This is a genomic window from Streptomyces sp. NPDC085946 (assembly GCF_044540485.1).
GTDB lineage: Bacteria > Actinomycetota > Actinomycetes > Streptomycetales > Streptomycetaceae > Streptomyces.
Window position 1 is genome coordinate 291,886 of the sequence record NZ_JBITSF010000005.1, and the last position, 25,041, is coordinate 316,926.

Genomic DNA, 25,041 nt, shown 5'->3' on the forward strand with positions numbered 1-25,041 from the left:
CTGTAGGTCGTCGGCGCCGGTGAGCGGGGCCCGGTGCGTGTAGCCGCAAGGCGGAGGAGGGCGGCGATGCGGAGCATCGGCAACCGACGACAACGCCGCGGATGCGCGTGCCGGGCCCCGCGTCCGCGGCGGGATCCGAACGACAGCCCCTAGGCGGGCGGGGACCTACGCGGCGGTCTCTCCCAGCGCCGTCCGCACCGCCCGCACCAGCGCCTGCGCCCTCGGGTCGGCCGTCACCGTCCTGCGGAACCCGTTCGTCACGTAGCCGAACGCGACGCCCGAGTCCGGGTCGGCGAAGCCGAGGGCGCCGCCGCGCCCCGGGTGGCCGAAGGAGCCGGGGGACAGCAGGGGGGAGGCGCTGCCGTGCAGCATGTAGCCGAGGCCGAAGCGGGTGCCGACCACCAGGACGCGGTCCGGGCCCGCCGACTCCTCGGCGCGGGCGAGGCCGGCCGTGGCCGGGTCGAACAGGCGCACCCCGCCGACCTCGCCGACCAGCGCCGCGTAGAAGCGGGCCAGCCCGTCGGCCGTGGCGACGCCGTTCGTGGCGGGCAGCGCGGCCGCCAGGTACGCCGGGTCGTTCTGGTCGGGGAACGGGGTGATCGCGGCGAAGGCGCGGCGGGTGAGGGAGTCCGGGTCCTGGTAGGCCGCGGTCACCGAGCGCTTGGGGCGCAGCCGCGGCCCGCCGGCGGGCTCGGGCCCCTCGACGGGGCCGACCCGGCCCACCCGGCCGGCCGCCGTGCCCGGGAGCCCCAGCCACAGGTCCAGGCCCAGCGGCCCGGCGATCTCCGCGGCGATCCACGCGCCGGTGCCGCGGCCCGTCACGCGCCGCACCAGCTCGTCGAGCATCCAGCCGTACGTCAGCGCGTGGTAGCCGTGGTCGGTGCCCGGCTCCCACACGGGCGCCTGCGCGGCGACCGCCTCCGGGCCGCGCAGCGGGTCGAGCGCCTCGGCGGGGGTGAGCGGACGGTCCAGGACCGGCAGCCCGGCCCGGTGGTTCAGCACGTGCCGCACCAGCACCCGGTCCTTGCCGTGCGCCTTGAACTCCGGCCAGTACTGCCCGACCGGCGCGTCCAGGTCCAGTTCCCCGCGCTGGTGCAGCAGCAGGAGGACGGCGGCGGCGACGCCCTTGGTCGCCGAGCGCACCACCTGGGCGGTGCCCCGCTCCCAGGGCGCGTCCCCGTCCACGTCGCGGGTGCCGCCCCACAGGTCCACGACCCGGTGCCCGTGCCGGTAGACGGCGACCGCGGCGCCCCGCTCGCCGAGCGCGGCGAAGTTCCGCGCGAACGCCTCCCTGACCGGCTCGAAGCCCTCGGCCACCGTGCCGTGCACGTCCACGTCCGCCGTCACGTCCGCCGTCCTCTCCCGATCTCCTGCGACGGTGGGGGCAACGCCCGCCCCGTGCCTGCGATTCCCCGGCCTCCTCAGCCCAGCACGATCGTTACGTCGATGTTGCCGCGCGTGGCGTTGGAGTACGGGCACACCGCGTGCGCCTCGTCCACCAGCTTCGCCGCGAGGTCGGCGTCCAGGACCGGCAGGGAGACGCTGAGGGCGACCGCGAGGCCGTAGCCGCGCTGCCGGTTGGGGCCGATGCCGACCTTCGCGGCGACGGTGGAGCCGCTCAGGTCGAAGCCCGCGCGGTTGCCGACCATGATCAGCGCGTTGTGGAAGCAGGAGCTGTACCCGGCCGCGAACAGCTGCTCCGGGTTGGTGCCGGCGCCGTCGCCGCCCAGCGCCACGGGCATCGCGACCTTCAGGTCCAGCATGCCGTCCTGGCTGGTCACATAGCCTTCGCGACCGCCGTGCGCGGTGGCCTCGGCGACGTACACGATCTTCGTCGGACGGGTGTCGACAGCGGTGCCGTCGGTCATGGTCGCCCTCCCCCGGAAACACGCTCGCGCGGATACATCGTGCACAAGGTACTGGCCGGTAGGGAGGCGGTCGTCACCAGGGGGAGGCAACCGCGGGTAACCCCCGGGCCGGGCCCGCGTCCCGGGTCAGCGGTCGCGGTCCGCGGCGGCCTGCGCCCTGCCCGCCAGCCGCCACAGCTCCTCGCGCAGCCGCGCGACCTCCGGCTCCCCGAGGCCGGTGGCCGCCAGCAGCGCCCCGGGCAGGCGCGCCGCGCGCTCGCGCAGCTCCTCCCCGCGCCCGGTCGGCGCCACGAGCACCGACCGCTCGTCGTGCGCCGCGCGCTCCCGGCGCACCAGACCGGCGCCCTCCAGCCGCTTCAGCAGCGGGGAGACCGTGCCGTAGTCCAGCCGCAGGGCCCCGGCCAGCTCCTTGACCGTGGTCTCGCCGCGCTGCCAGAGGACCAGCAGCACGAGGTACTGCGGGTAGGTGAGGCCCAGCTCGTCGAGGAGCGGACGGTAGGCCGCGGTCACCGCGCGGTGGGCGGCGTACAGCGCGAAGCAGAGCTGCTCGTCCAGCAGCGGCGCGCCCTCGGTCCCGTCGTCCTCGCAGCGGTTCGTCACGCGGCCATTGTCACTCAGGCCCGACCGGCTCGGCGTCCCGGCGCGGTGGGCACCGAACGCGGGTCGAAGCCGTACGGCAGCTCCAGGCGGTGGGCCCGCATCAGCGCGTCGTCGGCGAGCAGGTCGCCCGTCGCGCCGTCCGCCGCGATCACGCCGTCGCTGAGGATCAGCGAGCGCGGGCACAGCTCCAGGGCGTAGGGCAGGTCGTGCGTGACCATCAGCACGGTCACGTCCAGGGCGCGCAGGATGTCGGCCAGTTCGCGGCGGGAGGCCGGGTCGAGGTTGGAGGACGGCTCGTCCAGGACCAGGATCTCCGGTTCCATCGCCAGCACGGTCGCCACCGCCACCCGGCGCCGCTGGCCGAAGGAGAGGTGGTGCGGGGGCCGGTCCTTGAAGGCGGCCATGCCGACCAGGCCGAGCGCCCGGTCGACCCGCTCCTCCAGCTCGGCGCCCCTCAGCCCGGCCGCCGCCGGCCCGAACGCCACGTCCTCCCGCACGGTCGGCATGAACAGCTGGTCGTCCGGGTCCTGGAAGACGATGCCGACCCGGCGCCGGATCTCGGCCATGTGCTGCCGGCCGACCGGCAGCCCGGCGACCTTCACCGTGCCGGTGCCGCCGGTGAGGATGCCGTTGAGGTGCAGGACGAGCGTGGTCTTCCCGGCGCCGTTCGGGCCGAGCAGCGCGACCCGCTCGCCGCGCCGGACGGCGAAGTCGACGCCGAACAGGGCCTGGTGTCCGTCGGGATAGGCGAAGGCGAGGCCGGAGACCTCCAGAGAAGCTGTCACAGCATCCATCCCAGCAGACAGACCACGAGCGCGGCGAAGGGGAGGGCCAGGGCGTACGACCACTGCGCCCGGGACGCGGTCACCTCGTCGATGACCGGCATCGAACCGGTGTACCCGCGGCTGACCATGGCCAGGTGGACCCGCTCGCCGCGCTCGTAGGACCGGATGAACAGCGCGCCCGCCGACTTGGCGAGGACGCCCCAGTGGCGTACGCCGCTCGCCTCGAAGCCGCGCGACTCCCGGGCGACGCGCATGCGCCGCATCTCGTCCGTGATCACGTCGCCGTAGCGGATCATGAAGGACGCGATCTGCACCAGCAGCGGCGGGAGCCTGAGCCGCTGGAGGCCGAGGAGGATCTCGCGCAGTTCGGTGGTGGCGGCCAGCAGCACGGAGGCGGCGACGCCGAGCGTGCCCTTGGCCAGGACGTTCCAGGCGCCCCACAGGCCGTTCACGCTCAGGGACAGGCCGAGCACCTCGACCTGCTCGCCCTCCGCCACGAACGGCATGAGCACCGCGAACGCGACGAACGGCACCTCGATCAGCAGCCGCTTGAGCAGGAACCCGGCCGGTACGCGGGCCGCCGCCGCGACGGCCGCGAGCAGCACGGCGTACAGGCCGAACGCCCACACCGCCTCCCGCGGCGTCGACACCACGACGACCACGAAGGCGACGGTCGCCGCGAGCTTGGTGTGCGGCGGCAGGCCGTGCACGGGTGAGTGCCCGTGCCGGTACAGCCGGTGCGCGTGCCCCGCCCCCATGTCAGACGCGCTCGACGGCCGTGGGCGAGGCGTCGTCGCTGCGGCGGCGGCGCACGGTCCAGAACACCGCGCTGCCCGCGACGACCGTGAGGCCGACGCCGATCACCCCGGCCAGCCCGCCGGACAGCCGGGCGTCGTCGACGTCCCGGACGCCGTAGTCGGCCAGCGGCGAGTCGGCGACCGCGTGGTCCTCGGCCTTCTCGTCGATGCCGTGGTCGGCGGCGACCTTCTCCAGGCCGTCGGGGTCGGCGGAGGCGTAGAAGCTGACGAACCCGGCGAGGACGAGGGAGGTGACCAGGCCGGCGATCCACACCGTGCGGCGCGAGGCCCGGGCGGCCACCGGCGCGGTCTCGGCGTCGGGCACGTCGACGAGCTCGCCGCCCACCCGCAGCCGCAGCTTCTGCCGCAGGCCGCGCGCCCCGTACACCAGGTCCGGGCGCACGGCGACGACGGCGCCGACGGTCAGCGCGGTGATCACGGCCTCGCCGATGCCGATGAGGACGTGCACGCCGACCATGGCAGTGGCGACCCTGCCGATCGAGACGTCGGTCGTGCCGCCGATCCAGTAGATCAGCGTGAAGGCCAGCGCGGAGGCCGGGACGGAGACCAGGGCGGCGACGAAGGAGGCCACCGTGACCGAGCGGCGGGTGCGGGGCAGCACCTTCACCAGCCCGCGGAAGAGGGCGTACGCCACGACCGTGGTGACGATCGCCATGTCGGTGATGTTCACGCCGAGCGCGGTCAGCCCGCCGTCCGCGAACAGGATGCCCTGCATGAGCAGCACCACGGAGACGCACAGGATCCCCGTCCAGGGGCCGACGAGGATGGCGGCCAGGGCGCCGCCGAGCAGGTGGCCGCTGGTCCCCGCCGCCACCGGGAAGTTCAGCATCTGCACCGCGAAGATGAACGCCGCCACGAGTCCGGCCAGCGGCGCCGTCCGCTCCCCGCCGACCGCGTCCGGACCGGAGGCGCCCCCCTGCTCGCGGCGCGCGCCGCGCAGGCTCACGGCGACGGCGCCCGCGGCGACGACGCCGGCGGCGACCGAGGTGGGGGCGTTGATGAATCCGTCAGGTACGTGCACCGTTCGATGATAGAGGCTTGATGCGAACGGTTTGCAAGAGCGAGGGCGTCTACGCCGCGGCCGGCCTCCCGTCCGCAGGACGGACCTGTCCGGGAAGCGCGTTCTGTGAAGTATGCGACATTGGAGAGGGGGTGGACGCGCAGTATTTCCGACTGGTGGCGCACCGTGAGGAGTCGGCCGATGTCCGTAGTCGAGCAGTACGCACGAGCCCACATCGTCACGGACGCGGACGTCCTCCTGGACGACGAGCACAGCTCCGTGCCCGTGGTCCTGCGGTACGACCCCGACGGGGACCCCCGGTCGGTGCGGATGGCGCTGCCGGGCGCCGGCGCGCGCGAGTGGCGCTTCCCCCGGTCGCTCCTCGAACAGGGCCTGCGCACCCCCGCGGGCAGCGGCGAGGTGCGGGTGTGGCCGTGCGGCCGCGTGCAGACCGTGGTGGAGTTCCACTCCGCGCAGGGCGTGTCGGTGGTGCAGTTCGAGACGAAGACGCTGCTCAGGTTCCTGCGGCGCACCTACCTGGCCGCCGCCGAGCCGGTCCGGCGCACCGCCGAACCGGTGGGCCAGGCGTCCGGCGCCGCCCGGTCAGCCGCCCGCCTTCACCTTCAGTAGCGCCGCCACGATCGGCCCGGCCGTCTCGCCGCCGTGGCCGCCCGCCTGGACCACGCCCGCGGCCGCCAGGTCGCCCCGGTAGGCGGTGAACCAGCCGTTCGGCTTCTTCTGCCCGTCGACCTCGGCGGACCCGGTCTTCGCGCCGGCGTCACCGGACACCCCGGCCATCGCCTCGGCCGCCGTGCCGTACGCCGCCGTGTACGCCATCAGCTCGCGCAGCTGCGCCAGCGTGCCCGCGGACAGCGTGCGCGAGGCCGTCGCGAGCCTGCGCCCGTCCACCTCCGGGGAGACCAGGTACGGCTGGCGGAAGACGCCGGACTTGACGGTCGCCGACACCGACGCCATGTTCAGCGGGTTCATGCGGACCCCGCCCTGCCCGATCAGCGACGCCGCCATCGGGGCGGCCGACTGCACCGGCACCGAGCCGTCGAGGGTCGGCACCCCCACGGACCAGTTGTCCAGTCCCAGGCCGAAGACCTGCTGCGCCTGCTTGGTCAGGTCGTCGTTCTTCAGCTTCGGGGCCTGGCTGATGAAGGCGGTGTTGCAGGAGCGGGCGAAGCTCGCCTTGAACGTGCCGCCCTTGATCTCGAACTTGTCGTCGTTCTGGAACTTCCAGCCGCCGTACGAGAAGTACTTCGGGCACGGGTGCTTCTTGTCGGCCGACGCCAGGCCCTTCTCGATCAGCAGCGACGAGGTGATCACCTTCATCGTGGAGCCGGGCGCGAGCGAGCCCTGGAAGGCGGTGTTGAAGCCGCGCGAGGAGTTCGCCACCGCGAGGATCTCGCCGGTCGACGGGCGCAGCGCCACCACCGACGCCCGGGCCTTCTTCGCCACCTGCCGCTCGGCGGCGGCCTGGAGCCGCGGGTCCAGCGTGGTCCGCACCGTGCCGGGCGTGCCCTCGCCGAGCTCCAGCAGGGTCTTGTCGGACAGCTCGGCGGCCAGGGAGGACTTCCCGCGCACCACGCGCAGCTCGACCCCGGCGGTGCCGCCGGCCTCCTTGCCGTACTTCTCGCGCAGCCCGTCCAGCACCGGGCCGAGCGAGGGGTACCGCGCGGTGGTCAGCTCGCCGCCGTCCCGGTCGAGCGCCCTGACCGGGGGCGTGCCCGCCTCGCCGGTGACCAGCCGGTCGCCGTCCTTCAGGTCCGGGTGGACGACGGAGGGCCGCCAGGCGACCCGCGGCTCGCCGTCCCCGGCGCGGCGGACGACGGTCAGCGCGCTGTCGTAGGCGAGCGGCTTGACGGTGTCCTTGTGGGCCACCGTGCCCTTCACCGCGAACGGGACCTTCGCGCCGCTGCGGGCGCCCGCGGTGAGGGTGACGTCCTTGACGCGGGCGTCCTTGGTGTAGCCGGTCAGCAGGGCGGTGGCGGCCTCGGGGTCGTCGGTGGCGGCCGCGGCCTCGGCCACCCGGCCCCGCTGCCAGGCCGTGAGGAAGCGGTCGGCGGCGGCGGTGACCTCGGCCGCGGTCAGCGGGCCGGTCCTGACCTTCGTCCTGCCGGCCGACGGCGTCCCGTTCTCGGCGGCGGACCCGCCGCCGGACAGCGCGTACCCCGCGACCCCGGCACCGCCGACGATCACGGCGATCACCGAGCCGATCACGGCGGGACTCGTCTTCCGTCGCCCGGCGGCGCGCCTTCTGTTGCCCACTGCTGTTCGTTCCTCCGGAAATCCCCAGGGTCCCGTCGCCCTCACGTGTGCCGACGACGGCCACCACCCTAGAGTCCCGTCCTGTGCGGGCGAGCTCAGCCACCCGCTCGTAGCACTGCTGCGACAATCGGACCGGCCGCGTCGCCGCCGTGCCCGCCCTGCTGGGCCATGGCCGCCGCCGCGAGATCGCCCCGGAAGCCGGTGAACCAGCTGTCGGAGGCGGCGTTCCCCTCGACCTCCGCCGAGCCGGTCTTCGCGCCGATGTCGCCGCCGAGCCCGGACATGGCCCGGGCGGCGGTGCCCTGCGTGGCGGTGAGCCGCATCATCTGCTTCAGCTGGGCCGCGGTGCCCGCGGGCAGGCCCTCGGCGGTGGCCAGCGCGCGGCCGTCGAGCTCGGGCGGGACCAGGTACGGCTGGCGGAACGTCCCGGTGATCGCGGTGGCCGTCACCGACGCCATGTTCAGCGGGTTCATCTGGACCTGGCCCTGTCCGATGGCGCCCGCCGCGCGGTCCGGGCCGCTCACGGCGGGGACGCTGCCGTCGAAGGAGGTGATGCCGGTCTTCCAGTCGTCGCGGCCCAGTCCGAACCGCTCCTGCGCCTCCGCGGTCAGCGAGGCGTCGGTGAGCGGTTCCTCGTCGATGAGCTTGACGAACGCCGTGTTGCAGGACCGCAGGAAGCTGTCGGCCAGCGTGGCGTTCCCGTCGGGCTCCATGCCGGTGAGGTTCTTGAAGGTCTGGCTCTGCCAGACGGCGGTGTCCGGGCAGGGCGCCGGGCCGTTCATCGAGGTCACGCCGTGGTCGATGAGCATCGCCGCGGTGATGATCTTCATGGTGGAGCCGGGGGCGACCCGGCCCTCGAAGGCCGCGTTGAAGGCGTCCTCGCGGTGGTTGGCCACCGCCAGCACCTCGCCGGTGCTCGGCTTCAGGGCGACCAGCGAGGACTGGGCGTACCGCCGGACGGCCCGCTCGGCCGCCGCCTGCACGCCGGCGTCCAGGGTGGTGGGGAGCTTGCCCGGCCTGCCCTCGGCGAGGGTCAGCAGCGGGGTGTCGGCGGTCCCGTCGGCGTGCCGGATCACCAGCTCGATGCCGGGGGTGCCGCCCGCCTTGGCGCCGTACTTGGCGCGCAGGGTGTCCAGGACCGGCCCCAGGGACGGGTACTTCTCCTCGGTCAGCACGGCCCCGTCGCGGTCCACGGCCTCGATCGGCGGGCTCGCCGACTCCTCCGTCACCAGCGTGTCGCCCTTGGTCAGCTCCGGGTGGACGACGGACGGCTGCCAGTCGACCAGCGCCCGCCCGGTGGTGACCCCGCGCACCACGGTCAGCTCGCTCCGGTAGCGGATCGGCTTCGACTTCCCTTCGTAGGCCACCGTCGCCTTCACCGTGTACGGCACGGTGGCGCCGCTCGCGGTGCCGGGCGTGATGCGCACGTCGGTGAGGTGCGCGTCCGCGCCGAACGCGGTCAGCAGCGGCTCGGCCGCCTGCTGGTTGTTCGTGTACGACGCGGCCCTCGCGGCCTGCCCCTTCTCCCAGGCCGCGAAGAACGCCTCGGTCGTCTCCCCGACCTCGTCCCCGCTCGGCGGCCCGGACCTCGTCTCCGCGGCCGTCCCCGAGCCCCCGCCGCTCAGCGCGGTCACGATGTTGTAGCCGCCGTACCCGGCGCCGCCCACCATCACCGCGAACACGCCGCCGATCACGGCGGCCTTGACCCCCCTGCCCATCCCGGCTGTCCCCTCCCCGTTTCCGTCCTCGCACTGTATGGGGCGTGAGAGCGGTCTGTGAGGGGAGTTTCTGTTTGTTCTTGACCGAGAATCAGCCAGTGCGGGACACCGCGCTCACGGCGAGTTCGGCAGATCCGTCACTTCCCGCCACTGCGACGGGGGGATCTGCCCCTGGGCCGGCGCGGGACAGACGAGGGCCTGACCGCTGCCGTCGCAGTGCAGGGTGTAGACGTCGCCGTCCAGCGTGATGATCTTGTAGAAGACGTCGCTGCCGTTCGCGGCGACCGAGATGTCGCAGACCGGGGAGTCCCCGGGGAAGCCCGCGACGTCGCTGAGGTCGTCCCAGCCGACGGCGTCGGCGGGGCCGGACGTGACGACCGTGTTCTCCGGGTCGGGAGCGACGTCCCGCCTGCCCGCGAACGGGACGCCCTGGTACAGCGCGCCGAGGTACTCCTCGTTGCCGTTGGGCTGCGTCGAGTCGACGGCGGGCCCGCACGCGGCCCCGGGCGGAGGCGTGGGCCCGCCGCCGTCGCACGGGTCGTCGGGGCCCGGCCGGCCGGGCTTGCAGGGGTCCGCCGCGCCGTGCGACGCGACCGGCCGCGCGCTCCCGCCCGTCGCCGCCGCGGGCGTGACCACCGCCCCGGCCGCCGCCACGGCCACCGCCAGCGAGACGGCCGCCCCTGCCCTGCTTCCCAGCCCAGCCCTCATGTGCGCGCTCCCTTTCGAGTACGGGGGTTCCGGAGTCGAGAGCGAGCTTGACTCCCGCGCGCCGCGGCGGCGGGGTGCGCCCGGCCGGGACACGCCGGACGTCAGCACATCGGATCACCGGACGTCAGCGCATCGGATCAGCCGGCGGGCCGGGCCGCCGCCGCACGGCGCGGCCCGGCTACACCCACGTGTCCAGCCACATCCGCGCCCGCCAGTCGTCGATGGGGATCGCCTGGCCGGTGTAGATCGGCCAGAAGTAGATGAAGTTCCAGGCGATCAGGAGGACCAGGACGCCCGCGCCGGTGGCGCCCGCGACGCGGCGGGTGTCGGTGGCCCGCGGCGGGCCGACGACCGCGCCGAGCAGCATGGCCACCGCCAGGCACAGGAACGGCAGGAAGACCACGGCGTAGAAGTAGAAGATCGTGCGCTCCTGGAAGAAGAACCAGGGCAGGTAGCCGACCACGACGCCGCAGGCGATGGCGCCCGCCCGCCAGTCGCGGCGGAAGAACCAGCGCCACAGGACGTACAGGAGCGCGAAGCAGGCCACCCACCACAGCAGCGGGGTGCCGAGCGCCAGCACCTCGCGGGCGCACTTGCCGCCCGCGTCCACGGGGCAGCCGTCCGTGCCGGGGGCGGGGTCCTCGTAGAAGTACGACACCGGGCGGCCGGCGACGATCCAGCTCCACGGGTTCGACTGGTAGGTGTGCGGCGAGGTCAGGTGGGTGTGGAAGTCCAGGACCTGCGCCTCGTAGTGCCACAGGCTGCGCCACCAGTCCGGGAAGAGCCAGGACCAGCTGCTGTCCTTGCCGTCGGTCGCGGCCCAGTTGCGGTAGTAGCCGCCGGAGCCGTCGCTCGGGGAGAGGATCCAGCCGATCCAGGAGGCGACGTACGTGAAGACGGCCACCGGAACCGTCGCCAGGAACGCCCAGCCCAGGTCGTGCCTGAGGACGGCCAGGCGGGGCCGGCGGGCGCCGGCGACGCGGCGGGAGCCCACGTCCCACAGCACGGTCATGATGCCGAACGCGGCCAGCACGTACAGGCCGTTCCACTTGGTGCCGATGGCCAGGCCCAGCATCAGGCCCGCCGCCCACCGCCACGGGCGCAGGCCCAGCCGGGTCGTCTCGGCGACGTGGGCGTCGGGCCGGGCCCGGCCGTCGTCGTCCACCGGGAGCGCGGCGGCGAGCCTGGCCCGCGCCCTGTCCCGGTCGACGAGCAGGCAGCCGAAGGCGGCGAGGATGAAGAACATCAGCACGCCGTCGAGCAGCGCGGTGCGGCTCATCACGAAGTGCAGGCCGTCCACCGCCATCAGCGCGCCCGCCAGGCAGCCGAGGAACGTGGAGCGGAACAGGCGGCGGCCGATGCGGCACAGCATCAGCACGGAGAGCGTGCCGAGCAGCGCCGTCATGAAGCGCCAGCCGAACGGGGTGAAGCCGAACATCAGCTCGCCCAGCCCGATGACGTACTTGCCGACCGGCGGGTGGACGACGTACGCCGCGTCCGTGGGGATGGGGACGGCGCCGTCCGCCGACAGGATCAGGTTGTTGGCGTTCTTGTCCCAGTTGACCTCGAAGCCGCGGTGGACGAGCGCCCAGGCGTCCTTGGCGTAGTACGTCTCGTCGAATATCACGCCCTTCGGGCGGTCCAGGTGCCAGAACCGCAGCACCCCGGCCAGCAGCGTGATCAGCAGCGGACCGGCCCAGGCCGACCAGCGCGCGATGCGTTCCGCCGGCGCGTGCGGGATGCCGAGCGCCGCCCACAGGCGCGGACCGGGCGCGGCGTAGGGCGGCACCAGGCGGTCACGGACATCGCTGGTCGGACCCGCCGTGCAGCCGAAACGGCGCAGCCGCTGCTGCCAGGTGGGCCGCTGCTCGTGCGGTGCCTGGTCCTGCCGGGTGTCCGTTGAGGACGCGGTACTGGTCACCGCGCCATCGTAGGGAACACGTCTGTGGGAGTCCCGTGGACCGCCCCTGCGAGGATGGAAACGTGACAGGAACCCTTGTTTTGGCAGGCACCCCCATCGGCGACATCGCGGACGCCCCGCCCCGGCTCGCCGAGGAGCTGGCCGGCGCGGACGTCGTCGCCGCCGAGGACACCCGGCGGCTGCGGCGGCTCACGCAGGCGCTGGGCGTCACCCCCAAGGGCCGCGTGGTGTCGTACTTCGAGGGCAACGAGACCGCCCGCACGCCGGAGCTGGTCGAGGAACTGGTGGGCGGGGCCCGGGTGCTGCTCGTCACCGACGCCGGCATGCCGTCGGTGTCCGACCCCGGCTACCGGCTGGTCGCCGCGGCCGTCGAGCAGGGCGTGCGGGTCACCGCCGTGCCCGGACCGTCCGCCGTGCTCACCGCGCTCGCGCTGTCCGGGCTGCCCGTGGACCGGTTCTGCTTCGAGGGGTTCCTGCCGCGCAAGGCGGGGGAGCGGCTGGGGCGGCTGCGGGAGGTGGCCGGGGAGCGGCGCACCCTCGTCTACTTCGAGGCCCCGCACCGCCTCGACGACACCCTCGCCGCGATGGCCGCGGTGTTCGGCGCCGACCGGCGGGCCGCCGTGTGCCGGGAGCTGACCAAGACCTACGAGGAGGTCCGGCGCGGGACGCTGGACGAGCTGGCCGCGTGGGCGGCCGAGGGGGTGCGCGGGGAGATCACCGTCGTCGTCGAGGGGGCCCCGGAGAAGGGGCCCGAGGAGGTCGACGCGGCCGAGCTGGTGCGCCGGGTCCGGGTGCGCGAGGAGGCCGGGGAGCGGCGCAAGGAGGCGATCGCGGCGGTGGCGGTCGAGGCGGGGCTGCCCAAGCGCGAGGTGTTCGACGCGGTGGTGGCCGCGAAGAAGGGGGTCTGACGCCGGGGGGTTCGGCGCCGGGGCGCGCCGGCTCGGGCGGCGTGGCCGTCCGCGGCCGGGCGCGCGGCTCCCCGCGCCCTTTCCCGGCGTTGCCCCACGGAGGGGCAAAGCGGGCTGCGGCGTTGCGGCAAGAGACGGCAACGGACGCCAAATCACTCCCAACTCCCTTTCTTTCGCGTGCTTTTGCCTGGCTTCGGGCGTCCACTGGTCGGTGGGACGCCGGGTCCCCGGACCACAGGAGCTGGCATGAGCGAGATCGCAGCACCGACCGGCCTTCGCGACGGGGCGACCGCCGTGGTCGACGAGTCGTACTCCTTCGCCTGCATGCGCTGCGGGCACGGCTGGGAGCAGTCGTACGAGATCGAGCACCACACGGACGCGCACGGCCACACCTTCGTGCGGTACGTCGCCGACGGCCGGATCGTGCCCTCGCCGCTGAACCGGCCGAGGTGCCGGCACTGCGACGGCCGGGTGGTGCGGATCATGCGGCCGGGCCAGGTGTCGTCCGCCCGGGACGCGGCCCGGCCCGCGCGGCACCGGGCGGCGCCCGCCGGGCCCGTCGAGCCGCCGCGGCCGGCCGCCGGGACGGAGGCGCCCGGGCGGGGCGGGGAACCCGGGGCGCCCGGGGAGCACCGCCCCTGGCACCTGTCCGGCCTGCTGCACCCCTTCCACCGCAAGGCCGGCCGAGCGGCCGGCGGGACGGGCGTGCCCCTTCCGTAGGATCGGGGCATGCCTGCGAACGCCCCCGACAAGAACGCCCCGCCGCCGCTGCCGGACCCCCTCCGGGTGCCGGTCGCCGACGCGCACACCCACCTCGACATGCAGTCCGGCACGGTGCGGGAGGGGCTCGCCAAGGCCGCGTCGGTGGGGGTCACCACGGTCGTGCAGGTCGGCTGCGACCTGGCCGGTTCCCGGTGGGCGGCCGAGACGGCGGCGGCGTACGACAGCGTCCACGCGACGGTCGCGCTGCACCCGAACGAGGCGCCGCGCATCGTCCACGGCGACCCCGACGGCTGGTCGCGGCAGGGCGCCCGCGAGCCCGGCGGGGACGCGGCGCTGGACGAGGCCCTCGCCGAGATCGACCGGCTGGCCGCGCTGCCCCAGGTGAAGGGCGTCGGCGAGACGGGCCTGGACTACTTCCGCACCGGCCCGGAGGGCAAGGCCGCCCAGGAGCGGTCCTTCCGCGCCCACATCGAGATCGCCAAGCGGCACGGCAAGACCCTGGTCATCCACGACCGCGACGCCCACGCGGACGTCCTGCGCATCCTCAAGGAGGAGGGCGCGCCCGAGCGGACGGTGTTCCACTGCTACTCGGGGGACGCCCGGATGGCGGAGGTCTGCGCCCGCGCCGGCTACTTCATGTCCTTCGCCGGCAACGTCACCTTCAAGAACGCCCAGCACCTGCGCGACGCCCTCGCCGTCGCCCCGCGGGAGCTGGTCCTGGTGGAGACGGACGCGCCGTTCCTGACGCCGGCGCCGTACCGCGGACGGCCCAACGCCCCCTATCTCGTTCCGGTCACGGTGCGCGCGATGGCCGCCGTGCGCGGCGTCGACGAGGACGCGATGGCCACGGCCCTCGCCGCCAACACGGCCCGCGCCTTCGGCTACTGACCTCCGCCGCCGACCCCCGGCGCCGCTACGCTGCGCAGTCGCGTCGCTTTGGAGAGTGACAGTCGCTCCGCTAGGTTCTGGGGGCCCGATCCGGGCCCCTCTGGACCCCCTCCGCCCCCTGGAGCGTGTCGGCGTGAGCAACTCGCAGTACGGGACGTTCGAGACCCACGAGCCCCGGCCGCCCCACGGCGGCTTCGACGTGCACACCGCCCCGACAGTGGCGTACGGCGCGCCCACCGGCCGGCACCGCCGCGGTGACGGGTACGGCGGCGCCCCGTACCGGGAGGCCCACGAGACCGCGCGGGAGCCGTACGGCACGGACCCCCTCTGCGGCGAGGGGCACGGGTACGCCGACACCTACCGGCCCGCCTACGAGCAGACCCGCGCCGGCACGGCACCGGGCACCCCGGCTCCCGCGACGCCGCCCCGCCGGGGCGGGCCGGACGCGCCGGGCGTGAAGGACACCGAGGCGGCCGCGCCCGCCGTGCCCGCCGCGCGGACCGCCCCGGGACGGCGGTCCGCCCGCCGGCGCAGGGCCCGGTCCGCCGAGCGCGCGGACGGCTCCATGCGCCGCCTGCTGCCGCAGGCGCTGGTCGTGGCGTTCCTGGCGGGCGGCACCACCGCCTTCGTCGCCGAGGACAAGGCGATCGAGCTGAACGTCGACGGCCGGCCGCGCACGCTGCACACCTTCGCCGACGACGTCACCGAGCTGCTGGCCGAGGAGGGCGTCGAGGTGGGGGCGCACGACGTGGTGGCACCCGGCCCCGGCGCCGCGCTGACCAGCGGCGACGAGGTCGCCGTGCACTACGGGCGCCCCGTGCTGCTCACCCTCGACGGCCGGCGCCGCGAGGTGTGGACGACCGCGCGCACCGTGGAGGGGGCGCTGCGGCAACTCGGGGTGCGGGTGGAGGGCGCGTACCTGTCCGCCTCGCGCTCCCGGCGGATCGGCCGGGAGGGCCTCGCGCTGGACGTGCGGACCGAGCGCGCGGTGACGGTCATGGCGGACGGCCGGGCGCGCACCGTCCGCACCAACGCGGCGACCGTGCGGGAGGTCGTCGAGGCGGCCGGGATCACGCTGCGCGGCCAGGACACCACGTCCGTGCCGCCCGCGAGCTTCCCGCGCGACGGGCAGACCGTCACGGTGCTGCGGATCACCGGCACGAGGGAGGTCCACGACGAACCGGTCCCCTTCCAGGTGCGCCGCACCGAGGACCCCGCCCTGTTCCGCGGCACGGAGGTCGTCGACCAGGCGGGCCGGCCCGGCCTGCGCCGCGTCACCTACACCGTGCGCACCGTCAACGGCGTCCGGCAGAAGCCCCGCCGCGTCCGCGCCGAGCTGGTGCGCGAGCCGCGCCCCCGGCTGGTCCGGGTCGGCACGCGACCGCAGCCGACGACGGTGCGGGGCGCCGACCACCTCGACTGGCGGGACCTGGCGGTGTGCGAGTCGGGCGGCCGGCCCGACGCGGTGGACCCGTCGGGCACGTACGGCGGCCTGTACCAGTTCGACACCCGCACCTGGCAGAGCCTCGGCGGCAGCGGGCGCCCCCAGGACGCCCCGGCGGCCGAGCAGACCTACCGCGCCAAGAAGCTCTACATGCGCCGGGGGACCGGTCCCTGGCCGCACTGCGGGGCGCGGTTGCAGGGGTGAGCGGCGGCCGGAGCGGCGCGGCAGCCGGGGCGCGTCGCGGCCGGTGGGCGCGGTGCGGCGCCGGGCGGCCCGGCGAGGGGGCCGGCGGGAGCCCCGTACCCTAGTGCCGTGACCAGCCCCACCCCCGACGCCCTCCTGGGCCCCGCCGACGTCCGCGAACTGGCGGCCGCCCTCGGCGTCCGCCCCACCAAGCAGCGCGGCCAGAACTTCGTGATCGACGCCAACACGGTCCGCCGCATCGTCCGCACCGCGGACGTCCGCCCCGACGACGTGGTCGTCGAGGTCGGTCCGGGGCTCGGCTCGCTCACCCTCGCGCTGCTGGAGGTCGCCGACCGCGTCACCGCCGTGGAGATCGACGACGTCCTCGCCGCGGCCCTCCCGGCCACCATCGCGGCCCGCATGCCCGACCGCGCCGACCGGTTCGCGCTGGTCCACTCCGACGCCCTGCACGTCACCGGGCTGCCGGGCCCCGCCCCGACCGCGCTGGTCGCGAACCTGCCCTACAACGTGGCCGTGCCCGTGCTGCTGCACATGCTCGACACCTTCCCGGGCATCGAGCGCACCCTCGTCATGGTGCAGTCGGAGGTGGCCGACCGCCTCGCCGCGGGCCCGGGCTCCAAGGTGTACGGCGTCCCGTCGGTCAAGGCGAACTGGTACGCCGAGGTCAAGCGGGCCGGCGCCATCGGCCGCACCGTCTTCTGGCCGGCGCCCAACGTCGACAGCGGACTGGTGTCCCTGGTCCGCCGCACCCGGCCGGTCGACACCACCGCCTCCAAGGCCGAGGTGTTCGCCGTGGTCGACGCGGCGTTCGCCCAGCGCCGCAAGACGCTGCGGGCGGCGCTCGCCGGGTGGGCGGGGTCCGCGGCGGCCGCGGAGGCCGCCCTGGTCGCCGCCGGCGTCTCCCCGCAGGCGCGCGGCGAGAACCTCACCGTCGAGGAGTTCGCGCGCATCGCCGAGCACAAGGAGTCCGCGTAAGTGAACGCGAGCGTCACCGTCCGCGTCCCCGCCAAGGTCAACGTCCAGCTCGCGGTCGGCCCCGCCCGCCCCGACGGCTTCCACGACCTGGCCAACGTCTTCCTCGCGGTCGGCCTGTACGACGAGGTCACCGTGACCCCGGCCGACGGGCTCCGCGTCACCTGCGAGGGCCCGGACGCCGGCCAGGTCCCGCTCGACCGCACGAACCTCGCGGCCCGCGCCGCCGAGGCGCTCGCCGGGCGGTACGGCCGCAGCCCCGACGTGCACGTCCACATCGCCAAGGACATCCCCGTCGCCGGCGGCATGGCGGGCGGCAGCGCGGACGGCGCGGGCGCGCTGCTGGCCTGCGACGCGCTCTGGGGCACGGGCGCCTCCCGCGACGAACTGCTGGAGATCTGCGCCGAGCTGGGCAGCGACGTGCCGTTCAGCCTGGTCGGCGGGGCCGCCCTCGGCACCGGGCGCGGCGAGCGGCTCACGGCCCTGGAGACCGGCGGCACCTTCCACTGGGTGTTCGCGATGGCGGACCGGGGGCTGTCCACGCCCGCCGTGTTCCGGGAGTTCGACCGGCTCGGCGAGGGCACGGACATCCCCGGGCCCGTCGCGTCGCGGCCGCTGATCGACGCCCTCGCCAAGGGCGACCCCGACGCGCTCGCCGCCGCCGTCTCCAACGACCTCCAGCCCGCGGCCCTCTCCCTCTTCCCCGAGCTCGCCGCCACCCTCGCGGCGGGCCGCGCCGCGGGCGCCCTCGCGGCGCTGGTCTCCGGCTCCGGCCCGACCACGGCGTTCCTGGCCCGGGACGCCGCGGCGGCGGCCGCGGTCGCCGGGGCGCTGCGGGCGTCGGGCACCTGCCGGACGGTCCGCACGGCATCGGGTCCGGTGCCGGGCGCGACGGTGCTGGACCGCTGAGAGGCTGACCGGTCGCCGGTCGCCGCCAACCGGTGGCCGCCAGCCGGGCGGTCGCGCCGGGAGGGGGAGGACGGGCGGGGAAGCCCCGGTCGCGGCCGTGCGGCGCGGGGACGCCGGCGAGGAGACCCGGGCGTACCCCCGGGACCTGCCGGACCGCCCCGGCCGGCTGCCGCGCGCGGCCGGCCGGTGCCGGACCGGCAGCGGTGCGCGGGGACCGGGGGCCGGCGACCCGGGCCGGCCGCCCCCGCCGCCCGACTACCCTGGAAGGTCGATCGACCCCCCTGTCAGGAGAGAAATGGCCGTCAACCTGGTCAATGTCGAGAACGTCAGCAAGGTGTACGGCACCCGTGCCCTCCTCGACGGCGTCTCGCTCGGCGTCTCCGAAGGAGACCGCATCGGGGTCGTCGGGCGGAACGGGGACGGCAAGACCACCCTGATCCGGATGCTGGCCAAGGTGGAGGAGGCCGACTCCGGGCGCGTCACGCACTCCGGCGGGCTGCGCCTCGGCGTGCTCACCCAGCACGACTCCCTCGACCCGGAGGCCACCGTCCGGCACGAGGTCATCGGCGACATGGCCGACCACGAGTGGGCGGGCGACGCCAAGGTCAGGGACGTGCTGACCGGTCTGTTCGGCGGGCTCGACCTGCCCGGCTTCCCCAAGGGGCTCGACACCGTCATCGGCCCGCTCTCCGGCGGCGAGCGGCGCCGCATCGCCCTCGCCAAGCTGCTCATCGAGGAACAGGACCTGATCGTCCTCGACGAGCCCACCAACCACCTCGACGTCGAGGGCATCGCCTGGCTCGCCCGGCACCTGCAGGAGCGCCGCTCCGCGCTGGTGTGCGTCACCCACGACCGGTGGTTCCTCGACCAGGTCTGCACCCGCATGTGGGACGTGCAGCGCGGCACCGTCCACGAGTACGAGGGCGGCTACTCCGACTACGTCTTCGCCCGCGCCGAGCGCGAGCGCATCGCCGCGACCGAGGAGGCCAAGCGGCAGAACCTGGTCCGCAAGGAGCTGGCCTGGCTGCGGCGCGGCGCCCCCGCCCGCACCTCCAAGCCGCGCTTCCGCGTCGAGGCCGCCAACGAGCTGATCGCCGACGTGCCGCCGCCCCGGGACAGCAGCGAGCTGATGAAGTTCGCCTCCTCGCGGCTCGGCAGGACCGTCTTCGACCTGGAGGACGTCACCGTCCAGGCCGGCCCCAAGGTGCTGCTCAAGCACCTCACCTGGCAGCTTGGCCCCGGCGACCGCATCGGCCTGGTCGGCGTCAACGGCGCCGGGAAGACCTCGCTGCTGCGGGCGCTCGCCGACGCCGCGTACAGCGAGGGCGAACGGCAGCCCGCGGGCGGGCGCGTCAAGGTCGGCAGGACCGTCAAGCTCGCCTACCTCTCCCAGGAGGTCGCCGAACTCGACCCCACCTGGCGGGTGCTGGAGGCCGTGCAGCGGGTGCGCGAGCGCGTCGACCTCGGCAAGGGCCGCGAGATGACCGCCGGCCAGCTCTGCGAGACGTTCGGCTTCGGCAAGGAGAAGCAGTGGACGCCCGTCGGTGACCTGTCCGGCGGCGAGCGGCGCAGGCTCCAGCTGCTGCGCCTGCTCATGGACGAGCCCAACGTCCTCTTCCTCGACGAGCCCACCAACGACCTCGACATCGAGACCCTCACCCAGCTGGAGGACCTGCTCGACGGCTGGCCCGGCTCGATGATCGTCATCTCCCACGACCGGTTCTTCGTCGAGCGCACCACCGACCGGGTGTTCGCCCTGCTCGGCGACGGCGCGCTGCGGATGCTGCCGCGCGGCATCGACGAGTACCTGGAGCGGCGCAAGCGCATGGAGGAGGCGGTGGCGGCCGCCGTGCCCGCCGCGGTGCCCGCCGCCGAACGCACCGAGAAGAGCGCCGCCGACGTGCGCGCCGCCAAGAAGGAACTCCAGAAGATCGAGCGGCAGTTGGACAAGGTCTCCGAGAAGGAGGCCGCGCTGCACGCGCGGATCGCCGAGAACGCGACGGACTTCGCCAGGGTCGCGGAACTCGACGCCGAGCTGCGGGAGTTGGCGGGCCAGCGCGAGGAACTGGAGCTGCGGTGGCTGGAACTGGCGGAGGACGCCTGAGCCCGCGCGCGGGGCGCGTGCGGCGCGTGAAGGGGGCGTGAAGGCGCGTAACGGGGGCATCACGGGCCGGTCCTCCCTTGGGAACAGGGGCGGATCCGGCCCGGTGTCCTGTCCGCGCCGGGTGATAGAAAGGGCCGTCTGAGAACCGTCTGAGAAGCAGGGGTGTGGCGGAAACGCAGCGCCGTCCGGCGCGGTGCCACATCGGTCGCATAGGGGGAACCACTGATGACCCAGCCGCCCAGCCAGCCGCCGCAGGGCGGCTTCGGCGCGCCGCAGGACCAGCCGCCGCAGGGCGGCGGTTTCGGCGCCCCCCAGCCGCCCGGCCAGCCCCCGCAGACGCCGCCGCACACCCCGCCCGCCGGCCCCCCGCAGCCCGGCTACGGCTACCCCCAGCAGCCGGGCCCGTACACCCAGCCGGGGCCTTACGGCCAGCCGCAGCAGCCCGGTCCGTACGGGCCGCCCGGCCCCTACACCCAGCCCCAGCAGCCCGGCCCGTACGGGCAGCCCGGCTACGGCTACCCGACGCAGCCGCAGTACCCCGGCGCGCCCGGCACCCCGCCCGGCGGCGGCTCCCGCAACCCGTTCAAGGGCAGGCCGGCCGTCGTCATCGGCGCGGCGGTCGCGGCGCTGCTCGTCGTCGGCGGCACGGTGTGGGCGGTCACCGGCGGCGACGACGGCGGCGGGAAGAAGCCGGTCGCCCAGGGCAGCGACGACCCCAAGCCCGACTCCTCCGGCTCCCCGGTCAACCCCGGTGACGGCAGCGGCGACGGCGGCGAGGACCCGGAGAACCTCAACGAGGGCCGCCGGGCCGGCGAGGCCAAGGTGCTCTGGTACAAGTCGGCGCCCGACGCGCCCGCCTCCGGCGCCGACGCCCCCGGCATGTGGATCACCGACAAGACCGCGGTGAAGGCGGCGTACAAGCAGCTCTTCGCGTACAGGGTCGGCGACGGCAACCCGGCCTGGGACCCGATCACCTTCCCGCAGAAGATCTGCGCGACCACCCCGCAGCAGACGTCCGACGACAAGATCGTCGTCGCGTACATGAGCGGCAGCAGCGACCGCGCCGAGTGCAACCGGCTCCAGGAGATCGACCTCGACACCGGCGAGAAGGGCTGGAAGGGCGAGGTCGCCGACGGCGAGCTGTTCGACTCCACGCTCTCCCTGGAGCTGACCATCACCGGCGACACGCTGATGGCGGGCCGCTCCCAGTCCGGCACGGCGTACGACGTCACCAGCGGCAAGAAGCTGTTCGACAAGAAGCGGTACGACGACACCTGCTTCCCGGCCGGCTTCGCGGGCGGCGAGAAGCTGATCCAGGTCGCCTCCTGCGGCGCCGGCGGCACCAACGAGCACGACGAGATCCAGGAGCTCGACCCGAAGACCGGCAAGGTCAAGTGGACCCAGAAGTTCGACAAGGGCTGGCGGGTCGCGCGGGCCTACTCCCTCGACCCGCTGGTGATCTACAGCACCAACGAGGACAAGAAGGCCTGGAACATCTCCGCCTTCACCTCCGGCGGCAAGTTCCGCTCCCAGGTCGGCTTCGACGAGGACTTCGCCCCCGAGTGCGGCTGGGCCATCCTCGAACGCGACCTGCAGGGCTGCCAGGGCGTCGTGGTCGACGGCGACACCCTCTACCTGCCGACCGAGGCGACCACCGGGGCCAACGAGATCGTCGCCGTCGGCCTTGCCGACGGCAAGGAGAAGTGGCGCGTGAAGTCCCCCGTGGAGGAGACGATGCAGCCGCTGAAGGCCGAGGGCGGCAAGCTCATCGCGTACGTGGAGCCGTCGTACGACGCGGGCGGCCGGGTCGTGTCCCTGCCGACCACCGGCGGCAGCCACGCGCCTGTCACGCTGCTCCAGAACCCGCAGGGCGCCGCGGACATCGAGAACGGCTTCTTCTCCAAGGACGTCGACTGGGTCGACGGCCGGTTCTACCTCTCCACGACCCGGCTGACCGGCAACGACGAGAGCAAGGAGAAGTTGATGCTCGCCTACGGCAAGTGACCTTCTCCCGCCCGCAGTCCGTCCCCGTCACCGAGGTACCCACGCCATGACCCAGCCGCCCCCGCCGCCCGGCCAGCCCCCGCAGGGCGGAGGCTTCGGCCCGCCGCAGGACCAGCCGCCCCAGCAGCAGGAGGGCTTCGGCGCACCGCAGCCCCCGCAGACGCCGCCGCCCGCGCCCGGCCCCGACCTGAACAAGACCCCCCAGCCCGGCTACGGCTACCCGCAGACCCCGCAGACCCCTCCGGCGGGCCCCCCGGCGCCGCCGGCCCCGCAGCCCGGCTACGGCTACCCGCAGACGGCCCCCCAGCCGCCCCAGGCCCCGCCCGGTTACGGCTACCCCGGCCAGCAGCCCGGCCCGTACGGCCGGCCGCAGCAGCCGTACGGCCAGCCCCAGCCGCCCTACGGCCAGCCCGGCTACGGCTACCCGCAGCCGACCATGCCGCTCCAGCCGCAGCCGGGACAGCCGGGCGGCGGGCGGAAGATCAACGCGCAGCTGGCCATCATCGTCGCGGCGGTCGTGGCGATCGCCCTGATCGTCGGCGGCGGTGTCTGGTACTCGTCCGGCAAGGACGACGGCGGCAAGGACGACACCGCCAGCTCCAGCGGCGGCACCGGCGGCGGGGACGCGAAGGGCGGCACCGGCGGCACCTCCTCGGACGGCAAGGAGAAGGCGCCCGCCGACCCGGCCGCCGAGGTCCTCTTCCAGGTGCCGATGCCGGAGGTGAGCAAGGACGTCAGCACGGTCGTCGTCAACGGCTCGTGGCTCACCGGCACGACGTACGCCAAGAGCGGCGTCGCCGAGATCGTCGGCTACGACCCGGCCGAGGGCACCGAGCGGTGGACGATCGAGCTGCCCGGCCCGGTTTGCCAGGCCAGCCGCCACATCGGCACCGACAACGTGACGGCCGTCCTGTTCCAGCCCGCGATGCCGACCAAGGCCAAGCCCTCGCACGGGTGCAGCCAGATCGCGGCGATCGACCTCGACGCGGGCACCAAACTGTGGACGAAGACGGTCAAGGACGGCGACCAGCCGGCCAACTTCGACAACGTCACCGTCAGCCGGAGCACCGTCGCCGTGGGCGGCACCAGCGGCGGCGCCGCCTTCGACCTCGCCTCGGGCAAGGTGCTGTGGAGCCCCAAGCCGAGCGACACCTGCTACGACGCCGGCTACGGCGGCGGCGAGAAGCTGGTCGCGATGCGCAAGTGCGGGTCGTACGGCCAGCGCCAGCTGCACGTCCAGACCATCGACCCGAAGTCCGGGAAGGTGATCTCGGAGTACAAGATGGCGCAGGGCATCGAGTACGCCGGCATCGTGTGGACCAACCCGCTCGTCGTGGCGGCGGACGTCGGCGAGAGCGCCGGTGACGGCAGCGGCATCTCGGACTTCTTCTCCATCGACAACAAGACCGGCAAGCTGCGTGCCCGCATCTCGGCGCCCGGCGACCAGTACGCCGGCCGCTGCGACGGCATCACGCGGATCGAGCACTGCACCCAACTGGCGGTCGGCAACGACCGGCTGTTCGTGCCGACCGAGGAGGAAGAGGCCGAGGGCACCTACGGGCGCACCAACAAGATCGTGGCGTTCGACCTGGCCACCGGGAAGCAGACCGGCCAGCGGGCCGACGCGGGCGACGGCTACGTCCTCTCGCCGCTGCGCATGGACGGCGGCAACCTGCTGGCGTACAAGCGCCCGCCGTACGACAAGGGCGGTCAGGTCGTCAGCATCGACGGCGGCAGCTTCGAGCAGACCGTGCTGCTGGAGAACCCGGCCACGGACACGGTGCGCGACGTGGAGACCAGCATGCTGCCGGAGTACGCCGAGCTGCTCTTCTCGCAGGGCCGCCTGTTCATGTCGCAGGTGTTCGCCTCCGCGCGGTCCGGCTCGGGCGGCAAGGAGTACCTCGCGGTCGCGTTCGGTACGAGCTGATCGGCGGTCGATCACGGCGGCCGGCCCGGGAGGCCCGCCGTTGTAGGGTTGCGGCCCCGTCCCTGCTCAGGGGCGGGGCCGTGCACGTACCGCGCATCACCTTCGAATGAGCCGCGAATGCGAGGAAGTTCGGCGATCCGGGGCGATTCTCGCCGGTAGGGGGAGCGCAACGTCGAACAAGCGTGTAGCTTCCGGGGGCATGAAAGGGCGGGGTGGGCCGGGAGGGGGCTCCCGTCCGTGCGGACCCGTGGGCACCGTGCGCGTCTGTGGAGGTCTGTGGGCATCCATAGGGGAGCATCCATGAGGATCCACGGGGGGACTGGGGGGTTTGCTCGATGGGAGTGCGGCTCATGGTGGTCGACGACCACCGGCTGCTCGCCGAGGCACTGGCCTCGGCGCTGAAACTGCGCGGGCACCGGGTGCTGGCCGCGGCGGCGCCGGCCGCGGGCGCGGCGGACCTGGTGATCAGCCGGGCGCCGGAGGTGTGCCTGCTGGGGACGGCGGCGCCGGCGGAGCCGGGGGTGTTCGACCCGGTGGTGAAGATCAAGCGGGAGCGGCCGCAGGTGGCGGTGCTGGTGCTGGGGCCGGTGCCCAGCCCGCGCGGGATCGCGGCGGCGTTCGCCGCGGGGGCCGTGGGCTACGTGCGGCACGACGAGCGCATAGAGGGCGTCGAGCGGGCGATCATGAAGGCGCGGGCGGGGGAGGCGGCGGTGGCGCCGCAGCTGCTGCAGAGCGCGTTCGGCGAGCTGCTGAACCCGGCGGCGCAGCCCGACGACGAGGGGCAGCGCCTGCTACAGATGCTGACGCCCCGTGAGGTCGAGGTGCTGGTCCGGGTCGCCGACGGCGAGGACACCCGCCTGATCGCCGCGGGCATGGGCATAGCCCCGTCCACGGCCCGCACCCACGTCCAGCGCGTCCTGATGAAACTGGGCGTCGGCTCCCGCCTGGAGGCCGCCGCGCTGGCCGCCCGGACGGGACTGCTGGACCGGGCGGGGGACGTACGCGAGCCGTAGCCTCCGGCGGTGGACGGGGGCGCCCGCGGCGGCCCGGGGCCGGCCGGCGGAGCCCGGCGCCGCGCCGGGGGGATCCGTCCCCGGTCCGCCGGACCGGTCCCGGGCAAGGTGCCGGGGGTGTCCGGCATCCGCGCGTGCGCACGGCGGCCGGCGGGGCCGCGAGCCGCGGGCGTGCGTGTCGCGGGGCGACGAGGGTTCCCTGCCCGAGCGCGGCCGAGGGCCCGAGGGCGGGGGAGGGCGGGCGCGGGCGGCG

The 25,041-nt window shown here is 74.6% G+C and carries 20 protein-coding genes and 1 pseudogene; 11 read left to right on the plus strand and 10 right to left on the minus strand.

Annotated elements, in window-relative coordinates:
• Positions 1–165: 165 nt before the first annotated feature.
• The 6 genes from ACIF8T_RS13590 to ACIF8T_RS13615 all read right to left on the minus strand — a co-directional run bounded on the left by ACIF8T_RS13590 (position 166) and on the right by ACIF8T_RS13615 (position 5,092).
• Positions 166–1,335 (minus strand): serine hydrolase domain-containing protein, encoded by a 1,170-nt coding sequence (locus ACIF8T_RS13590; RefSeq protein ID WP_400034724.1) that lies wholly within the window; start codon positions 1,333–1,335, stop codon positions 166–168.
• Positions 1,336–1,421: 86 nt separating this feature from the next.
• Positions 1,422–1,868 (minus strand): organic hydroperoxide resistance protein, encoded by a 447-nt coding sequence (locus ACIF8T_RS13595; protein WP_400034444.1) that lies wholly within the window; start codon positions 1,866–1,868, stop codon positions 1,422–1,424.
• 126 nt (positions 1,869–1,994) lie between these two features.
• Positions 1,995–2,468, minus strand: a complete 474-nt coding sequence (locus tag ACIF8T_RS13600) for a MarR family winged helix-turn-helix transcriptional regulator (protein ID WP_400034446.1) — start codon at positions 2,466–2,468, stop codon at positions 1,995–1,997.
• 14 nt (positions 2,469–2,482) lie between these two features.
• Positions 2,483–3,262 carry an energy-coupling factor ABC transporter ATP-binding protein gene (locus ACIF8T_RS13605; protein WP_400034448.1) on the minus strand — a complete coding sequence of 260 codons (780 nt, stop codon included), beginning with the start codon at positions 3,260–3,262 and terminating at the stop codon, positions 2,483–2,485.
• Complete coding sequence (gene cbiQ / locus ACIF8T_RS13610) at positions 3,250–4,011, minus strand: cobalt ECF transporter T component CbiQ (protein ID WP_400034450.1); 762 nt, start codon at positions 4,009–4,011, stop codon at positions 3,250–3,252. Before cbiQ ends, ACIF8T_RS13605 begins: the two co-directional genes overlap by 13 nt.
• Before the next feature lies 1 nt (position 4,012).
• Positions 4,013–5,092 (minus strand): energy-coupling factor ABC transporter permease, encoded by a 1,080-nt coding sequence (locus tag ACIF8T_RS13615; protein WP_400034452.1) that lies wholly within the window; start codon positions 5,090–5,092, stop codon positions 4,013–4,015.
• Between the two features lie 180 nt (positions 5,093–5,272).
• On the opposite strand from ACIF8T_RS13615, the pseudogene ACIF8T_RS13620 reads away from it, so the two are divergent.
• Positions 5,273–5,629 (plus strand): annotated as a pseudogene (locus ACIF8T_RS13620) (SsgA family sporulation/cell division regulator); the annotation flags it as partial.
• Positions 5,630–5,674: 45 nt separating this feature from the next.
• Here ACIF8T_RS13620 and ACIF8T_RS13625 read toward each other — a convergent pair.
• The 4 genes from ACIF8T_RS13625 to ACIF8T_RS13640 form a co-directional block, all read right to left on the minus strand.
• Positions 5,675–7,345 (minus strand): penicillin-binding transpeptidase domain-containing protein, encoded by a 1,671-nt coding sequence (locus tag ACIF8T_RS13625; RefSeq protein WP_400034454.1) that lies wholly within the window; start codon positions 7,343–7,345, stop codon positions 5,675–5,677.
• A 95-nt stretch (positions 7,346–7,440) separates the two neighbouring features.
• Positions 7,441–9,063, minus strand: a complete 1,623-nt coding sequence (locus tag ACIF8T_RS13630; protein ID WP_400034456.1) for a penicillin-binding transpeptidase domain-containing protein — start codon at positions 9,061–9,063, stop codon at positions 7,441–7,443.
• 114 nt (positions 9,064–9,177) lie between these two features.
• On the minus strand, positions 9,178–9,771 hold the full coding sequence (locus ACIF8T_RS13635) for a hypothetical protein (RefSeq protein ID WP_400034458.1): 594 nt from the start codon (positions 9,769–9,771) through the stop codon (positions 9,178–9,180).
• A 178-nt stretch (positions 9,772–9,949) separates the two neighbouring features.
• Complete coding sequence (locus ACIF8T_RS13640; protein ID WP_400034460.1) at positions 9,950–11,692, minus strand: dolichyl-phosphate-mannose--protein mannosyltransferase; 1,743 nt, start codon at positions 11,690–11,692, stop codon at positions 9,950–9,952.
• 62 nt (positions 11,693–11,754) lie between these two features.
• Here ACIF8T_RS13640 and rsmI point away from each other — a divergent pair, with 62 nt between their 5' ends.
• The 10 genes from rsmI (at position 11,755) to ACIF8T_RS13690 (ending at position 24,788) form a co-directional block, all read left to right on the plus strand.
• Positions 11,755–12,600, plus strand: a complete 846-nt coding sequence (gene rsmI, locus ACIF8T_RS13645; protein ID WP_400034462.1) for a 16S rRNA (cytidine(1402)-2'-O)-methyltransferase — start codon at positions 11,755–11,757, stop codon at positions 12,598–12,600.
• A gap of 246 nt (positions 12,601–12,846) precedes the next feature.
• Entirely contained in the window at positions 12,847–13,320 is a 474-nt protein-coding gene (locus ACIF8T_RS13650) for a hypothetical protein (RefSeq protein WP_400034464.1), read from the plus strand.
• A gap of 9 nt (positions 13,321–13,329) precedes the next feature.
• Positions 13,330–14,211 (plus strand): TatD family hydrolase, encoded by an 882-nt coding sequence (locus ACIF8T_RS13655; RefSeq protein WP_400034466.1) that lies wholly within the window; start codon positions 13,330–13,332, stop codon positions 14,209–14,211.
• Between the two features lie 133 nt (positions 14,212–14,344).
• The gene (locus ACIF8T_RS13660) at positions 14,345–15,859 is read left to right on the plus strand and encodes a ubiquitin-like domain-containing protein (protein ID WP_400034468.1); all 1,515 of its coding nucleotides are present in this window, start codon (positions 14,345–14,347) and stop codon (positions 15,857–15,859) included.
• A 108-nt stretch (positions 15,860–15,967) separates the two neighbouring features.
• Positions 15,968–16,834 (plus strand): 16S rRNA (adenine(1518)-N(6)/adenine(1519)-N(6))-dimethyltransferase RsmA, encoded by an 867-nt coding sequence (rsmA, locus tag ACIF8T_RS13665; RefSeq protein WP_400034469.1) that lies wholly within the window; start codon positions 15,968–15,970, stop codon positions 16,832–16,834.
• A complete protein-coding gene (locus tag ACIF8T_RS13670) occupies positions 16,835–17,740 on the plus strand; it encodes a 4-(cytidine 5'-diphospho)-2-C-methyl-D-erythritol kinase (protein ID WP_400034470.1) in 906 nt (301 codons plus the stop codon).
• A gap of 295 nt (positions 17,741–18,035) precedes the next feature.
• The gene (locus tag ACIF8T_RS13675) at positions 18,036–19,844 is read left to right on the plus strand and encodes an ABC-F family ATP-binding cassette domain-containing protein (RefSeq protein WP_400034471.1); all 1,809 of its coding nucleotides are present in this window, start codon (positions 18,036–18,038) and stop codon (positions 19,842–19,844) included.
• A gap of 225 nt (positions 19,845–20,069) precedes the next feature.
• A complete protein-coding gene (locus ACIF8T_RS13680; protein ID WP_400034473.1) occupies positions 20,070–21,848 on the plus strand; it encodes a PQQ-binding-like beta-propeller repeat protein in 1,779 nt (592 codons plus the stop codon).
• Between the two features lie 46 nt (positions 21,849–21,894).
• The gene (locus tag ACIF8T_RS13685) at positions 21,895–23,775 is read left to right on the plus strand and encodes a PQQ-binding-like beta-propeller repeat protein (RefSeq protein WP_400034475.1); all 1,881 of its coding nucleotides are present in this window, start codon (positions 21,895–21,897) and stop codon (positions 23,773–23,775) included.
• Between the two features lie 335 nt (positions 23,776–24,110).
• On the plus strand, positions 24,111–24,788 hold the full coding sequence (locus ACIF8T_RS13690) for a LuxR C-terminal-related transcriptional regulator (protein WP_400034477.1): 678 nt from the start codon (positions 24,111–24,113) through the stop codon (positions 24,786–24,788).
• The last annotated feature ends 253 nt before the right edge of the window (positions 24,789–25,041 follow it).

Coding starts and splice junctions, on each gene's coding strand:
- ACIF8T_RS13650 (WP_400034464.1), top strand. CDS start 12,847: ATGAGCGAGATCGCAGCACCGACCGGCCTTCGCGACGGGGCGACCGCC.
- ACIF8T_RS13655 (WP_400034466.1), top strand. CDS start 13,330: ATGCCTGCGAACGCCCCCGACAAGAACGCCCCGCCGCCGCTGCCGGAC.
- cbiQ (WP_400034450.1), bottom strand. CDS start 4,011: ATGGGGGCGGGGCACGCGCACCGGCTGTACCGGCACGGGCACTCACCC.
- ACIF8T_RS13680 (WP_400034473.1), top strand. CDS start 20,070: ATGACCCAGCCGCCCAGCCAGCCGCCGCAGGGCGGCTTCGGCGCGCCG.
- ACIF8T_RS13630 (WP_400034456.1), bottom strand. CDS start 9,063: ATGGGCAGGGGGGTCAAGGCCGCCGTGATCGGCGGCGTGTTCGCGGTG.
- ACIF8T_RS13690 (WP_400034477.1), top strand. CDS start 24,111: ATGGGAGTGCGGCTCATGGTGGTCGACGACCACCGGCTGCTCGCCGAG.
- ACIF8T_RS13685 (WP_400034475.1), top strand. CDS start 21,895: ATGACCCAGCCGCCCCCGCCGCCCGGCCAGCCCCCGCAGGGCGGAGGC.
- ACIF8T_RS13675 (WP_400034471.1), top strand. CDS start 18,036: ATGGCCGTCAACCTGGTCAATGTCGAGAACGTCAGCAAGGTGTACGGC.
- ACIF8T_RS13605 (WP_400034448.1), bottom strand. CDS start 3,262: ATGGATGCTGTGACAGCTTCTCTGGAGGTCTCCGGCCTCGCCTTCGCC.
- ACIF8T_RS13595 (WP_400034444.1), bottom strand. CDS start 1,868: ATGACCGACGGCACCGCTGTCGACACCCGTCCGACGAAGATCGTGTAC.
- ACIF8T_RS13635 (WP_400034458.1), bottom strand. CDS start 9,771: ATGAGGGCTGGGCTGGGAAGCAGGGCAGGGGCGGCCGTCTCGCTGGCG.